This window comes from Aeromicrobium massiliense JC14 (assembly GCF_000312105.1).
Lineage (GTDB): Bacteria > Actinomycetota > Actinomycetes > Propionibacteriales > Nocardioidaceae > Aeromicrobium > Aeromicrobium massiliense.
This window is the reverse complement of the sequence record NZ_HE978636.1, coordinates 1,091,574-1,105,109: the sequence shown is the minus strand read 5'-3', so window position 1 is coordinate 1,105,109 and position 13,536 is coordinate 1,091,574. Positions and strand designations below refer to the sequence as shown.

The following is a 13,536-nucleotide window of genomic DNA, read 5'->3' as shown; positions in this document are numbered from 1 at the left end:
GGGCGCCGGGTTAGCCGAAACGTCACCGAGTGGACGCACGCGGGCCCCGCGACAGTCGTCGCGGGGCCCGCGGGGTCGGCCGGACGGGCTAGAGCCGGCGGCGGAGCCGGTCGGTCCAGCGGCGCCCGTCGGGGTCGTGCAGCAGCGCGTACCAGGGGGCGGCGAGCAGCCGCCGCGGCCACGGGAGCCGAGGGGTCGGCAGCCGGCGCAGGCGACCGGGCGGGCGCAGGCCCTGCCGACCGCCGGCGTGCCAGGCCTCCAGCGCGTCCGCACTCGCGGCCAGCCGCTCGAACATCTCGCGACCGCCGACGCAGTCGGCCATCACGTCGAGCAGGTGCTCGTCCGCCTCGGGTCCGATCGGTCCGAGCGCGTCGACGTCGACCCGGTCCAGGTGCTCGCCGGCCAGGGCGAGCCGCAGCCGGCGGCCGTACGAGCTGCTGCCGTCCTCGCTGTCGGTGTCGACGACGACGGCCGAGAGCTCGGAGTCGTGCGTCCAGGAGCGGCGGCAGAAGTTGTCCGAGCCGACGCTGGCCCAGACGTCGTCGATCACGCAGACCTTGGCGTGGACGTAGACCGGCGTGCCGGCCTGGTTCTCCGGCGCGTAGAGCGCGACGCGGTCCGGCGCGGCGGCGGTGACGCGGGCGATGGCGCGCATCCGGCCCAGCACCTGCGGGTCGCGGGCGAACCAGCCGTCCTGGTCCGGCACCCGCGGCAGCACCGCCACGACGTGCAGGTCGGGGTTCGCGCGCAGCGCCTCGACGAACACCTGGCTCATCGCGCGGCCCCACAGGAACTGGTCCTCGATGTAGACCAGCGAGCGGGCCCGGCGCATCGCCTGCGTGTACCCGCGGGCGACCGACCGCTCGCCGCGCGGCGCGAAGTCGTGCTTCCACCCGGGGCCCAGGCTCGGGTAGGTGCGCAGCAGCTGGACGGTGTGCGGGCCGAGCTCGTCGGGCGCCGGACGCTGCTCGGGCAGCCGGCGCCGCTCGTCGTCGAGCCGGTCGAGCCGGTCGCGCACCCGCCGCACCGGGCTGCGCGTCAGAGGCGTGGAGTCCTCCCAGCGCTCCCGGAAGACGGTCTCGACGTCATGCACGGCCGGGCCGCGCAGCTCCAGCTGCACGTCGTGCCAGGGCGGACGCTCGCCGTACTCGTGCGCGATCGGGTCGCCCTGGGGGTCGCCGAGGTGCCGGGCGTCGTCCCGGCGGGTGTGGCACAGGTCCAGGCCCCCGACGAAGGCGACGTCGCGGGCGGGGTCGTCGCCGTGGCGCACCACCACGAACTTCTGGTGGTGGGCGCCGGACGCGCGCACGCGCATGTCGAGCTGCACGTCCGCGCCGCGGGCCTGCAGCAGCCGGCCCAGGTCGCGGTGCTCGTCGACCGCGTAGCCGAGTCGTCCGGCGTGCGAGCGCCACACCAGGGCCCGCACGTCCGCACCCCGGTCCAGGGCGCGGCCGAGCACCTCGACCAGCTCGCTGCCCGGCGTGCCGCGCAGCCGCTCGTCGGGGTTGCCCTGCCAGTCGGTGAAGCAGACGAGGTCACCCTCGCCGACGCCGTCCAGCACGTCGGCGAGGGCCGCGAAGTAGGTCGCACCGTGCACGAGCGGGCGGGCGAGGTTGCCGGTGGACCAGGCGACCCCGTCGGGGTGGCGGTCGTCCAGGCGCGTGTGCGGGTTGCCCCGCCCCTCACGCGTCAGCAGCCACTCGGTGAGGCGGGGTCGCGCGTCGTGCACCCCTAGGCCTGGACGAGCTCGGCGTACGCCTCCGGGCTGGACTCGCGCAGGAACTCGCGGCAGCGGTGGGCCTCGGGCTCGTCGCCCAGGCGCTCGGACGCCGTGGCCAGCACGGCCAGCGAGCGCAGGAAGCCGCGGTTGGGCTGGTGCGCCCACGGCACCGGGCCGTGGCCCTTCCAGCCGTTGCGGCGCAGCAGGTCGAGCGCGCGGTGGTAGCCGGTGCGGGCGTACGCGTAGCCCTCGACGTCGCGGTTCTCGTCGAGCGCGGCCTGCGCCATGAGCGACCAGGCCAGCGTGGACGACGGGTGCTCGCGGACGACGTCCTCGAGCGGGTCGCCGGCGGCCAGGCGCTCGGCGGCCGGGTCCTCGGGCAGCAGGGTCTCGGGCGGCTCGCCCAGCAGGTTCGTCATGCCGCGACCCTACCGACGCGCCGAGCGGGCCGGGCTTCGGCAGACTGGCCGGGTGCCCGAGCTGCCCGAGGTCGAGTCCGCCCGCGCCGTCGTCGAGCGGTCCGCGCTGCACCGGCGCATCGCCGACGTCGACGACTCCGACTCCTACGAGTGCCGTCCGCACGCGCCCGGCGAGATCCGCGACGCCCTGGTGGGCCGCACGCTGACGGCCGCCCACCGGCGGGGCAAGTCGATGTGGTGCGAGACGTCCGGGCGCGACGGCGACGAGACGCCCGGCCCGGTGCTGGGCCTGCACCTGGGCATGAGCGGACGCATCCTGGTCGGCGACGACTCCGGCGGCGACTACGTGGGCACGGGGCGTCCGGTCCCGACCGCCGAGCGGTTCTCGCGCTTCTCGATCACGTTCGACGACGGCGGCACGCTGCACCTGGTCGACCCGCGCCGGCTGGGCCGGGCCCGGCTCGACCCCGACCTCGACGCGCTCGGCCCGGACGCCGCCGAGGTCGGACGCGAGGAGTTCCGCGCCCGCGTCGGCGGCAGCCGGGCCCCGCTCAAGGCGCGCCTGCTCGACCAGTCGGTCGTGGCCGGTGTCGGCAACCTGCTCGCCGACGAGACGCTGTGGCAGGCCGGCCTGTCCCCGCGGCGTCCGGCCGGCGACCTGGACGCCGACACCCTCGACGACCTGCGCCGTCACCTGCGCAAGGCGGTGCGTGACGCGATCCGGCACGGCGGCGCCCACACCGGCGAGGTGATCGAGCACCGCCGGGCCGGTGGCCGTTGCCCGCGCTGCGGCGCCGAGATGGTGCGCGGCACGGTCGGCGGCCGCACGACCTGGTGGTGCTCCGCCGAGCAGGCCTAGCCGGTCCCATGCGCTGGCGCCGGTCACCCAGGCGCTGGGCGTGACGTTGTGCTCGCCCCGCGCGGCGTGTCGCGTGCAGAACGTCACGCCCAGCGGGGAGGGGACGCACGACGGCCCCGGGAGAGACTCCCGGGGCCGTGCGTCAGGCGTGGGTCAGAGCTTGGTGCCCGACGAGCGCAGGGCCTGGCAGGCCTCCACGACGCGGGCGGCCATGCCGGCCTCGGCGGCCTTGCCCCAGGCGCGCGGGTCGTAGGCCTTCTTGTTGCCGACCTCGCCGTCGATCTTCAGCACGCCGTCGTAGTTGGCGAGCATGTGACCGGCGACCGGGCGGGTGAACGCGTACTGGGTGTCGGTGTCGACGTTCATCTTGATGACGCCGTAGTCGACCGCCGCCGCGATCTCCTCGGGCAGCGAGCCCGAGCCGCCGTGGAAGACCAGGTCGAACGGACGGTCGACGCCGTGCTTCTCGCCGACGACGTCCTGGGCCTGCTTGAGGATCTCGGGGCGCAGCTTCACGTTGCCCGGCTTGTAGACGCCGTGGACGTTGCCGAACGTGAGCGCGGTCAGGTAGCGGCCCTTCTCGCCGACGCCGAGCGCCGCCGCGGTCGCCAGCGCGTCCTCGGCCGTCGTGTACAGGTGCTCGCCCATGCCGCCCTCGACGCCGTCCTCCTCGCCGCCGACGACGCCGATCTCGACCTCGAGGATCACCTTGGCCGCCGCGGCCGCCGCCAGCAACTCCTCGGCGATCTGCAGGTTCTCCTCCAGCGGCACGGCCGAGCCGTCCCACATGTGCGACTGGAAGTACGGCAGGCCGCCGGCCTGGACGCGCTCGGTCGACGCGGCGAGCAGCGGGCGGACGAAGCCGTCCAGCTTGTCCTTGGGGCAGTGGTCGGTGTGGAGCGCGACGTTGACCGGGTACTTCTTGGCCACCTCCTGCGCGAACGCGGCGAACGCCAGCGAGCCCGAGACCATGTTCTTGACCGTCGGGCCGGAGAGGTACTCGGCGCCCCCGGTGGAGATCTGGATGATGCCGTCGCTCTCGGCCTCCGCGAACCCGGCCAGGGCCGCGTTCAGGGTCTGCGACGAGGAGACGTTGATGGCCGGGTACGCGAACTTCTCGCGCTTGGCCTTGTCGAGCATCTCGGCGTAGATCTCAGGGGTGGCGACGGGCATGAGGGCTCCTCTGTGCGGTTCTCGCTCGGCGGGGTTGCGTCGATCACACCATAGTGCCGAGCCGCCTCGCCGCGACGCGGGCGGCGACCTGCACCGGGTCCCACACCGACGAGAACGGCGGGGCGTACGCCAGGTCGGTCATGGCCAGGTCGTCGACGGTCGTGGACGTCCACAGCGCCATGGCCAGGGTGTCGATGCGCCAGCCCGCGCCCTGGCGTCCGACGATCTGCGCGCCGATCGGCAGCCGGCTGGCCCGGTCGGCGACCAGCCGCAGGGTCAGCTGCTCGGCGCCGGGGAAGTAGCCGGCGGACGTGGTGGACTCGATCGTGGCGACCACGGGGTCGAACCCGGCGTCGCGGGCGGCCGACTCGCTGAGCCCGGTCACCGCGATCTCCAGGTCGCACACCTTCGTGATCGCGGTGCCGATGACGCCGGGGAACGGCTCGCCGCGCAGGGACGCGTCGCCGGTGACCGCGGCGGCGATCGCGCGTCCGGCCACGAGGCCCTGCTTGTTGGCGTGCGTGCCGAGCGGGACGTGCACCAGCTCGCCGGTCAGGCGGTGCTGCGTCACGACGCAGTCGCCGGCCGCCCACACGCCGTCGCGGCCCGGCACGGCCTGGTGCTCGTCGACGACGATGCCGCCCCTCGCGCCGAGCTCGACGGCGTCCGCGACGAGCTCGCTGCGAGCCGTGACGCCCAGGCCCAGCACGACGAGGTCGGCGTCGTGCACGCCGGACTCGGTCTCGACGCCGGTCACGCGGCCGTCCGGCCCGGTGCGGAACCCCGTCACGGTGGTGCCGGCGACGAGCTCGATGCCCAGGCCGCGGACGGCCGCGGCGACCTGCTCGCCGAGGTCGGGATCGAGCAGCCCCATCGGCTCGGCGCTGCGCTCGAGCACCGTCACCTGCGAGCCGTGGCGCAGGCACGCCTCGGCCATCTCCAGGCCCACGTAGCCGCTGCCGACCACGACGACGCGCTCCGGGTCGCGCTCCAGCTCGGCCAGCACCTTCACGCCGTCGTCGAGGGTCTGGACCCCCAGCACCCCGTCGGCGTCAATGCCGGGCAGCGGCGGGCGCACCGGCTGCGCGCCGGTGGCCACCAGCAGGTGGTCGAAGCCGAGCGTCGACTCGGTGCCGTGCTCGTCCTGGGCGGTCACCGTGCGGGCGTCCAGGTCGACCGCGACGGCGGTCGTCCGGGTGCGCACGTCGATGCCCCGGGCGCGGTGCTCGGCGGGCGTGCGGGCGACGAGGTCGTGGTGGTCCTTCACGTCCCCGGCGATCCAGTAGGGGATGCCGCAGGCCGAGTACGACGTCCAGTCGCCCCGCTCGAGCACGACGACCTCGAGGGCGTCGCCGGCCAGGCGCTTCGCGGTGGACGCGGCCGTCATGCCCGCGGCGTCACCGCCGATCACGAGCAGACGGTCCATGCGCCCGACCCTAGCCGCGCCCGGCGTGCTGCCGGACCCACGCATGCATCGCGACGGCGGCCGCGGCCCCGGCGTTGATCGAGCGGGTGGACCCGAACTGGGCGATCGAGAGCGTGGTCGCGCACGCCTCCCGGGCCGCCGGCGTGAGGCCCGGGCCCTCCTGGCCGAGCACGAGCACGCAGGCCCGCGGCAGGTCGGCGGTCTCGATCGGCACCGACCCCTCGGTGTTGTCGATGCCCAGCAGCGGCAGCCGCTCGGCGTCCGCCCAGGCGGCCAGGTCGTCGACGTCCGGGTGGTGCTGCACGTGCAGGTAGCGGTCGGTCACCATCGCCCCCCGCCGGTTCCAGCGCCGCTTGCCCACGACGTGCACGGCGGCGACGTTGAACGCGTTCGCGGTGCGCACGACCGAGCCGATGTTCAGGTCGTGCTGCCAGTTCTCGATCGCGACGTGCAGCGGGTGGCGGCGGGTGTCGAGGTCGGCACGGATCGCCTCGACCGTCCAGTAGCGGTAGTGGTCGACGACGTTGCGCCGGTCGCCCTCGGCCAGCAGCGCCGGGTCGTAGCGCGGGTCGTCGGGCCACTCCCCCGGCCACGCGCCGACCCCGACCTCGTCCGGCCGCTCGTACGGCCCGGCCGCGTCGGGCTCGCCCAGCTCGGTCACGGACGTCCCTGCGTGAAGAACCGACGATACGCAGAGCCGCCCGCGACACCCTTCATCGTTCGCTCGCTGCGCTCGGTCACGCGACGCCGTAGGTCTGCCGATAGGCCTCGATCGCGTCGAGGTGCTCGGCGTGCTGGCCGGTCTCGCGCAGGTGGGCGACCACGTCGGCCAGCGTGACGATCGGCAGCACCGGCACGCCGAAGTCGCGCTCGACCTCCTGGATGGCCGACAGCTCGCCGGTGCCCCGCTCCTGGCGGTCGACGGCCACGACGATGCCGGCCAGCTCGGCCCCGGCCTGCTCCACGATCGCGGCGACCTCGCGGATCGCCGTCCCCGCGGTGATGACGTCGTCGACCACGAGCACGCGGCCCTCCAGCGGCGCGCCCACGATGGTGCCACCCTCGCCGTGCGCCTTGGCTTCCTTGCGGTTGAAGCACCACGGCACGTCGACACCGTGCTGCTCGGCCAGCTGCACCGCGGTCGCGGACGCGATCGGGATGCCCTTGTAGGCCGGGCCCAGCAGGACGTCGTAGGCCAGGTCGCTGCCGGCGATCGTCGCCGCGTAGTGGCGGCCGAGGCCGGCCAGACGGCTGCCGGTGTTGAACAGCCCCGCGTTGAAGAAGTAGGGGGACGTGCGCCCCGACTTGAGCGTGAACTCCCCGAAGCGCAGGACCCCCTGGGAGAGGGCGAGGTCGATGAAGGCACGCTGGTGGTCCTGGAGGCCGGTCACGGGGCCAGCCTAGGACCCCGCCTCCCCGGCCCCGCGGGCCCGACCGACCCGACGTGCGGTGTGACGCACCTCACACCCGGGTGATTTCGCCCGTTCTTTGGTCCGCACGGGATTGAACCGGTAGATTCATCCCTGACCGCGTCGCTCTTTAACCCCCCGAGAAGAGCGGCGCGGTCTTCCATGTCCGGGGTCCGCCGCGGCGAGGTCGCGCAGGGCCACGAGCACGAACGGCACGAGCACCAGCGGCACGACGAACGCCCAGCGCAGGTCCCACCCCTCGGCCACGGCCCCGATGAGCCCGCCGCCCAGGATCGCCCCCACGTAGTTGGCCAGGTTGAGCCGCGCGATCGCGACGTCGGTGGTGCCCGGCGGCACCGCGCCGGCGATCGCGGCGAACGACAGCGGGGCCAGGACGGCCAGGCCCAGACCGGTCAGGAAGAGCCCGACGACGGCCGGGGCCGTGGTGCCGGAGGCGACGACCATGCCCAGGCCGACCAGGCCGGTGGCCACGCCGGCCACGACCACGCGCACGGCGCCGATGCGGCGCACCAGCAGGTCCGCGCTCAGCCGCGAGACGAGGGCACCCACCTGGTAGGCCCCGTACCCAAGCGGCGCGAGCTCGTCGCTGGCCCCGAGCGCGTCCTCGAGGTAGCGCGTGCACCAGGTGAGGATGCCGGTGTCGCTGGCGAAGAAGACGAGCACCACGAGGCCGAGCACCAGCACCGGACGCCACGGGACGCGCGGCCCGTCCGTCTGGACCAGGCTCACCTCCTGCTCGACCGCCGGGACGAAGTGGGCCTGGACCGTCTCGCACGCGACCACCGCGACGGCCGCGACCATGAGCAGCGACACGGCGACCGGCACGTCCAGCCAGGCGCACAGCGACGCGTAGCCGGCGCCGAGGATGCCGCCGACGCTCCACAGCCCGTGCAGGCCGTTGATCAGGCTGCGTCCGTAGAGCGCCTGCACCCGCACGCCCTGCATGTTCATGCTCGCGTCGACCGCGCCGAGCCCGATGCCGTAGACCGCGAACGCGATCATCAGCGTGGCCGTGGTCGGCGCGAGCCCGATGACCGCGGCACCCAGCGCGATGCCCCACAGGCCGCGGCGCAGGGCGGTGGCGCTGGTGCGACGCTCGGCCACCCGTCCGGCGGCGACGCTGCCGACGCCCGAGAGCACGGCGACGAGCACGAGCACGGTCGTGAAGGTGCCGTCGCCGACGTCGTGCTTGTCGATCAGCCGGGGCGCCTGGGTGAGGATCGAGGAGATCACCAGGCCCTGCAGCAGGAACCCGGTCGACACCGCGACCCGGGTCGGGCGCAGCGCGGCGGTACGGGGGTCGCTCATGGCCTGGCTCCTAGTCGTCGGCCACAGTGTGGCCGACGCGGGGCTCAGGCGGGGCGGCTCAGGCGAAGAAGCGGAAGAAGATCAGCGTCGCCAGGCCGATGAACCACAGCGCCAGGATCAGCGCGTGCCAGTCACGCAGGAACGACACGACGCGGCTGCCCGGCGCCCACGTGCCGAGGTTGCGCAGCGTGACGTACCAGAAGATCGGGATGGTGACCGCCCACACGACCATGCACCAGGGGCACAGCGAGCCGATGACGTAGAGGCTCTCGTACTGCAGCCAGCACACGAAGGCGAAGGCGAGCGTGGCGCCGACCTGCAGGCCGGCCCAGATCCACTCGGGCAGGCGGGCCCCGGAGAGCAGCACGACGCCGAGCGTGATGACCACCGCGAAGCCCATGAGCCCGATGAACGGGTTCGGGAAGCCGAACAGCGACGCCTGGTCGGTCTTCATGATGTTGAGGCAGTTGAAGATCACGCTGAAGTTGCAGCTGGGGACGTAGTCCTTCTGCTCCAGCAGGCGGATCTTCTCCAGCGAGAGCGTGAACGAGGCGGCCAGGCCGATCGCGCCGCCGACCAGCAGCAGCCAGGCCAGGGCGAGGGGTCGGGCGGGAGGCACGACCTCGCGCTCGTCGGCGGAGGTCTCGAGGGTCGTCACGGGCACATCCTAGGCAGACGAACGAGCCGGGACATCGGTTCCCGCCCTGACTACAGTGACAGCGGTGAGGACGTCCAGCAGTCGGGTGGCCGGGCTCGGCACCACCGTGTTCGCCGAGATGACCGAGCTGGCCCAGCGCACCGGGTCGGTGAACCTGGGCCAGGGCTTCCCCGACACCGACGGCCCGGACTGGCTGCTCGAGGCGGCGCGCGAGGCGATCGCCGGCGGTCGCAACCAGTACGCGCCCGGTCGCGGCGTGCCCGAGCTGCGCCGCGCGGTGGCCGCCCACCAGCGCCGCCACTACGGACTCGAGCTCGACCCCGACACCCAGGTCGCCGCGTCCACCGGTGCCACCGAGGCGATCGCCGCGGCGATGCTCGGGCTGGTCGAGCCCGGCGACGAAGTGCTCGTGCTCGAGCCCTACTACGACTCGTACACCGCGTGCCTGCAGATGGCCGGGGCCACGCGCGTGCCCGTGACGCTGCGGGCGCCGGACTTCCGCCTGCCGCTCGACGAGCTGCGCGCCGCGGTCACCCCGCGCACCACGGCGATCCTGCTCAACACCCCGCACAACCCGACCGGCGCCGTGCTGACCCGCGCCGAGCTCCAGGCGATCGCCGACGTCGCGATCGAGCACGACCTGGTCGTCGTCAGCGACGAGGTCTACGAGCACCTGACGTTCGACGTCGAGCACGTCCCGATCGCGACGTTGCCGGGCATGGCCGAGCGGACGCTGACGGTCTCCAGCGCGGGCAAGACGTTCGCCGTCACCGGCTGGAAGGTCGGCTGGGCGTCCGGGCCCGCCCCGCTCGTCGACGCGATGCTCGCTGCGAAGCAGTTCATGACCTACACGTCGGGCGCCCCGCTGCAGCCGGCCGTGGCGCTCGCCCTGGACGAGGGTGACGCGTGGGTCGCCGAGAACGCGGTGCGCATGCGCGCGCAGCGAGACCTGCTGTGCGACGGGCTCGAGGCCGCCGGCTTCGGCGTCCTGCGCCCCGAGGGCACCTACTTCGTCACCACCGACGTGCGCCCGCTCGGCTTCGACGACGGGCTCGACCTGTGCCGCCGCCTGCCCGAGCTGGCCGGCGTCGTCGCCGTGCCGCACCAGGTGTTCTACGACGACGTCGAGGCCGGACGTCCGCTGGTGCGCTGGGCGTTCTGCAAGCGTCCCGAGGTGCTCGAGGAAGCCGTCCGCCGCCTCGCCCGGCTGCGCTAGGCCACTCGTGGGCGGTCCCGTCGCACCCTCAGGGGCGACGGGTGCCGAACCGCCACTGCATCCGATGGCGGTAGGTCTCGCCGGGCAGCAGCACCGACGACGGCCACTGCGGCCGGTTCGGCGAGTCCGGGAAGAGCTGCGGCTCCAGCGCGATCCCGTCGCCCTGGCGGTAGCGACCGCCGCTCGTGGAGCGCCGGCTCCCGTCCAGGAAGTTCCCCGTGTAGACCTGCAGGCCGGGCTGGTCGGTCCACACCTCGAGCCGGGTGGCCGTGCGCTCGAGCTCCAGCACGGCGGCCCGGCGCAGGCCGGTGCCGCTCACCACGAAGCTGTGGTCGATGCCGCGCGCGTCCGCGACCTGCGGGTGCTCCGCCCTCACGGCCGGGCCGACGAGCCGGGCGATCCGAAGGTCGAACGGCGTGCCCTCCACCGCCTCGTGCTCGCCCAGCGGGATGCCGGTGGGGTCGACCGGGGTGTAGGCGTCGGCGTCCACCTGGAGCAGGTGCTCGTCGATCGTGCCGGCCCCCTCGCCGGCCAGGTTCACGTACGCGTGGTTGGTCAGGTTCACCACGGTGGGCGCGTCGGTTACCGCCGTCATGGCGACCGTCACGGCGTCACCCTCGACCGCGTAGCGGACGGTGGCGGTGACCGTGCCCGGGAACCCTTGGTCCCCGTCGGGGCTGACCAGCCGCAGCTCGACAGCGTCCGGCGTGTGCGCGACCACGTCCCACAGGCGACGGTCGAAGCCGTCCGGTCCCCCGTGCAGGCTGTTGCCCCGGTCGTGCGCGCCAACCCGCACCTCCCGGCCGTCCAGGGTGAACCGGCCCGCGGCGATGCGGTTGGCGTAGCGGCCGATCGTCCCCCCGACGTAGTCGGTGCTCGCCAGCCGCTCGGCCACATCGGGGTGGCCGAGGACGACGTTGCGGCGCTCGCCGTCGCCGCCGGTGACCTCGAGCCGGTGGACGGTCGCGCCCAGGGTCAGGACGTCGACCACGGGCCCCGGCTCGCTGCCGATGCGCAGCACCCGGACCTTGCGTCCGTCCGGCAGTCGGCCGAGCACCCCGTCGGGCTCGGCGGACGCGCGGCTCACAGGCCCTCGGCGAGACGGTGGTAGGCGGCGTTCCAGCGCAGCTCGCGCCCGAACCCCCGCGGCGTCGTGTCGGCGTCGATGGTGACGACCTCGGTCCGCGTCATCTCCGCGAAGTCCTCGAGCACCTCGACGCCCACGGCCTGGGAGAGCACGGTGTGGTGCGGCGCGCCGGCCATCAGCCACGCCTCGGCCGACGTCGACAGCGAGGGTCGAGGCTTCCAGACGGCGCACGCGACGGGCAGCCGGCGCAGGTCCTCGTCCGGCTCGACGACGTCGATCTCGTTGACCGTGAGCCGGAACCGGTCCCCGAGGTCCGACAGCCCGGCCACGACCGCGGGGCCCGGGTCGGCGGTGAAGCGCAGCCGGACCGGGTCCTCGCGCCCGCCGATGGCGAGCGGGTGCACCTCCAGCGACGGACGCTGGGTCGTGATCGTCGGGCACACCTCGAGCATGTGGGCGCCCAGGATCTTCTCCTCGCCGGGCACCAGGTGGTACGTGTAGTCCTCCATGAAGGACGTGCCGCCCGGCAGCCCCACCGCCATCGCCTTCGTCGCGCGCAGCAGCACGGACGTCTTCCAGTCGCCCTCCCCGCCGAAGCCATAGCCGTCGGCCATGAGCCGCTGCACCGCCAGCCCGGGCAGCTGGCGCAGGCCGCCGAGGTCCTCGAAGTTCGTCGTGAACGCGCCGAACCCGCCGTCGGTCAGGAACCCGCGCAGCCCGAGCTCGAGCCGGGCGCCGTAGCGCAGCGACTCGTGGCGCTCCGCCCCCGGCAGCAGCTCGGGCGCGACCGCGTAGCGATCGGCGTACTCGGTGACGAGCTCGTCCACGTCGGCGTCGGCGACCTGGTCGACGACGGCGACGAGGTCGTTGACACCGTACGCGTCGACCGCGACCCCGAAGCGCCGCTGCGCCTCGACCTTGTCGCCCTCGGTGACCGCGACGCCGCGCATGTTGTCGCCGAAGCGCGCCAGCTTGAGCCGGCGCAGCTCGTGGCGGCCGAGCGCCGCCCGCGTCCACCCGGCGACGCGCTCGGCGACCGCCGGGTTCTCGACGTGCCCGGCGACGGTCTTGCGCGGCACCCCCAGCCGCGACTGGATGTAGCCGAACTCGCGGTCGCCGTGCGCGGCCTGGTTGAGGTTCATGAAGTCCATGTCGATCGTCGCCCAGGGCAGCGCGATGCCGGCCTGGGTGTGCAGGTGCAGCAGCGGCTTCTGCAGCGCCTCGAGGCCGGCGATCCACATCTTGGCCGGCGAGAACGTGTGCATCCAGGCGATCACGCCGACGCAGGCCGGGTCGGCGTTGGCGTCGAGCACCTGGCGGTGGATCGAGCCCGACTCGAGCAGGACCGGCTTCCACACCACCGAGACCGGCAGGTCGGCCACCTCGGCGAGCCGGTCGGCGATCGCGCGCGACTGCGTCGCCACCTGGTCGAGGGTCTCCGGACCGTAGAGCGCCTGGCTCCCGGTCAGGAACCACACCTCGGGGACGGACGTGGACGTCGTGGTCATGGGGACTTCCTTCGCAGGTGGGGGTCGTGGACGCTGGCGGTGCCGGCGGGCTCAGCGCTGGCCGTACACGTTCTGGTAGCGCTCGTAGAGGGCGTCGACGTGCTGCGGCTCGACCGGGATCGGCTCGCCGAGCTGGCGCGAGACGTGGACGGTGCGGGCCACGTCCTCGCACATCACCGCCGCCTTCACCGCGGCCCGGGCGGTCGGCCCGATGGTGAAGACGCCGTGGTTGCGCATGAGGACGGCCGGCGAGCGGCTGTCCTGCAGGGTCTCCACGATGCCCCGGCCGATGGAGTCGTCGCCGATGATCGCGAACGGGCCGACCGGGATCTCGCCGCCGAACTCGTCGGCCCCCATGGTGAGCACGCACGGGACGGGCTCGCCGCGCGCCGCCCACGCGGTCGCGTACGTGGAGTGGGTGTGCACCACGCCCCCGACGTGCGGCATGTGGCGGTAGACGTAGGCCTGCGCCTCGGTGTCGGACGAGGGCGCGTGGTCGCCCTCCAGGACCCGCCCGTCCAGGTCGCACACCACCATGTTCTCGGGGGTGAGCGCGTCGTAGGCGACTCCGCTGGGCTTGATCACGAGCAGGTCGTGCCCCGGCACGCGGGCCGACACGTTGCCCGCGGTCCAGACGACGAGCTGGTAGCGGGTGAGCTGCTCGTGCAGCGCGCACACCTCGTGACGCAGCTCGCGGAGGGCGTCCTGCACGTCGGCCAGGATCGTCATGGT

The 13,536-nt window shown here is 73.9% G+C and carries 13 protein-coding genes; 2 read left to right on the top strand and 11 right to left on the bottom strand.

Translation table 11 applies throughout. The features are described from left to right. Nucleotides 1-88 precede the first annotated feature (88 nt). Both HGAM_RS05600 and HGAM_RS05595 read right to left on the bottom strand, forming a co-directional pair. Nucleotides 89-1,729: a phospholipase D family protein gene (locus tag HGAM_RS05600; RefSeq protein WP_019144494.1), complete on the bottom strand. Its 1,641-nt coding sequence runs from the start codon at nucleotides 1,727-1,729 to the stop codon at nucleotides 89-91. Between the two features lie 2 nt (nucleotides 1,730-1,731). Then, nucleotides 1,732-2,139, bottom strand: a complete 408-nt coding sequence (locus tag HGAM_RS05595) for a DUF3151 domain-containing protein (protein ID WP_019144493.1) — start codon at nucleotides 2,137-2,139, stop codon at nucleotides 1,732-1,734. Between the two features lie 52 nt (nucleotides 2,140-2,191). Between HGAM_RS05595 and HGAM_RS05590 the strand changes: the two genes are divergently transcribed. Beyond that, nucleotides 2,192-2,998 carry an Fpg/Nei family DNA glycosylase gene (locus HGAM_RS05590; RefSeq protein WP_019144492.1) on the top strand — a complete coding sequence of 269 codons (807 nt, stop codon included), beginning with the start codon at nucleotides 2,192-2,194 and terminating at the stop codon, nucleotides 2,996-2,998. Between the two features lie 153 nt (nucleotides 2,999-3,151). On the opposite strand, the gene fbaA is transcribed toward HGAM_RS05590, so the two are convergent. The 6 genes from fbaA to HGAM_RS05560 form a co-directional block, all read right to left on the bottom strand. Further along, entirely contained in the window at nucleotides 3,152-4,171 is a 1,020-nt protein-coding gene (fbaA, locus tag HGAM_RS05585) for a class II fructose-bisphosphate aldolase (protein ID WP_019144491.1), read from the bottom strand. A 43-nt stretch (nucleotides 4,172-4,214) separates the two neighbouring features. After that, nucleotides 4,215-5,597, bottom strand: a complete 1,383-nt coding sequence (locus HGAM_RS05580; protein WP_019144490.1) for an FAD-dependent oxidoreductase — start codon at nucleotides 5,595-5,597, stop codon at nucleotides 4,215-4,217. Nucleotides 5,598-5,607: 10 nt separating this feature from the next. Next, nucleotides 5,608-6,258: a TrmH family RNA methyltransferase gene (locus tag HGAM_RS05575; protein WP_019144489.1), complete on the bottom strand. Its 651-nt coding sequence runs from the start codon at nucleotides 6,256-6,258 to the stop codon at nucleotides 5,608-5,610. A 76-nt stretch (nucleotides 6,259-6,334) separates the two neighbouring features. Next, on the bottom strand, nucleotides 6,335-6,988 hold the full coding sequence (pyrE, locus tag HGAM_RS05570; protein WP_019144488.1) for an orotate phosphoribosyltransferase: 654 nt from the start codon (nucleotides 6,986-6,988) through the stop codon (nucleotides 6,335-6,337). Nucleotides 6,989-7,114: 126 nt separating this feature from the next. Then, nucleotides 7,115-8,335 carry an MFS transporter gene (locus HGAM_RS17935; protein ID WP_019144487.1) on the bottom strand — a complete coding sequence of 407 codons (1,221 nt, stop codon included), beginning with the start codon at nucleotides 8,333-8,335 and terminating at the stop codon, nucleotides 7,115-7,117. A gap of 58 nt (nucleotides 8,336-8,393) precedes the next feature. Beyond that, nucleotides 8,394-8,993: a vitamin K epoxide reductase family protein gene (locus tag HGAM_RS05560; protein ID WP_019144486.1), complete on the bottom strand. Its 600-nt coding sequence runs from the start codon at nucleotides 8,991-8,993 to the stop codon at nucleotides 8,394-8,396. Nucleotides 8,994-9,057: 64 nt separating this feature from the next. Here HGAM_RS05560 and HGAM_RS05555 point away from each other — a divergent pair, with 64 nt between their 5' ends. Continuing rightward, nucleotides 9,058-10,209 (top strand): pyridoxal phosphate-dependent aminotransferase, encoded by a 1,152-nt coding sequence (locus HGAM_RS05555; protein WP_038951583.1) that lies wholly within the window; start codon nucleotides 9,058-9,060, stop codon nucleotides 10,207-10,209. A gap of 28 nt (nucleotides 10,210-10,237) precedes the next feature. On the opposite strand, the gene HGAM_RS05550 is transcribed toward HGAM_RS05555, so the two are convergent. The 3 genes from HGAM_RS05550 to HGAM_RS05540 are packed head-to-tail and all read right to left on the bottom strand — an operon-like array spanning nucleotide 10,238 to nucleotide 13,533. After that, the gene (locus HGAM_RS05550; protein WP_019144484.1) at nucleotides 10,238-11,296 is read right to left on the bottom strand and encodes an aldose epimerase family protein; all 1,059 of its coding nucleotides are present in this window, start codon (nucleotides 11,294-11,296) and stop codon (nucleotides 10,238-10,240) included. Then, entirely contained in the window at nucleotides 11,293-12,804 is a 1,512-nt protein-coding gene (araA, locus tag HGAM_RS05545; RefSeq protein WP_019144483.1) for an L-arabinose isomerase, read from the bottom strand. The genes HGAM_RS05550 and araA overlap by 4 nt, the downstream gene beginning before the upstream one ends. Nucleotides 12,805-12,855: 51 nt before the next feature. Further along, on the bottom strand, nucleotides 12,856-13,533 hold the full coding sequence (locus HGAM_RS05540) for an L-ribulose-5-phosphate 4-epimerase (protein ID WP_038951582.1): 678 nt from the start codon (nucleotides 13,531-13,533) through the stop codon (nucleotides 12,856-12,858). Nucleotides 13,534-13,536: the final 3 nt, after the last annotated feature.

Excerpts from the sequence above, each read along its gene's own strand:
- HGAM_RS05595 (WP_019144493.1), bottom strand. The coding sequence starts at position 2,139 with ATGACGAACCTGCTGGGCGAGCCGCCCGAGACCCTGCTGCCCGAGGAC.
- fbaA (WP_019144491.1), bottom strand. The coding sequence starts at position 4,171 with ATGCCCGTCGCCACCCCTGAGATCTACGCCGAGATGCTCGACAAGGCC.
- HGAM_RS05580 (WP_019144490.1), bottom strand. The coding sequence starts at position 5,597 with ATGGACCGTCTGCTCGTGATCGGCGGTGACGCCGCGGGCATGACGGCC.
- HGAM_RS17935 (WP_019144487.1), bottom strand. The coding sequence starts at position 8,335 with ATGAGCGACCCCCGTACCGCCGCGCTGCGCCCGACCCGGGTCGCGGTG.
- araA (WP_019144483.1), bottom strand. The coding sequence starts at position 12,804 with ATGACCACGACGTCCACGTCCGTCCCCGAGGTGTGGTTCCTGACCGGG.
- HGAM_RS05540 (WP_038951582.1), bottom strand. The coding sequence starts at position 13,533 with ATGACGATCCTGGCCGACGTGCAGGACGCCCTCCGCGAGCTGCGTCAC.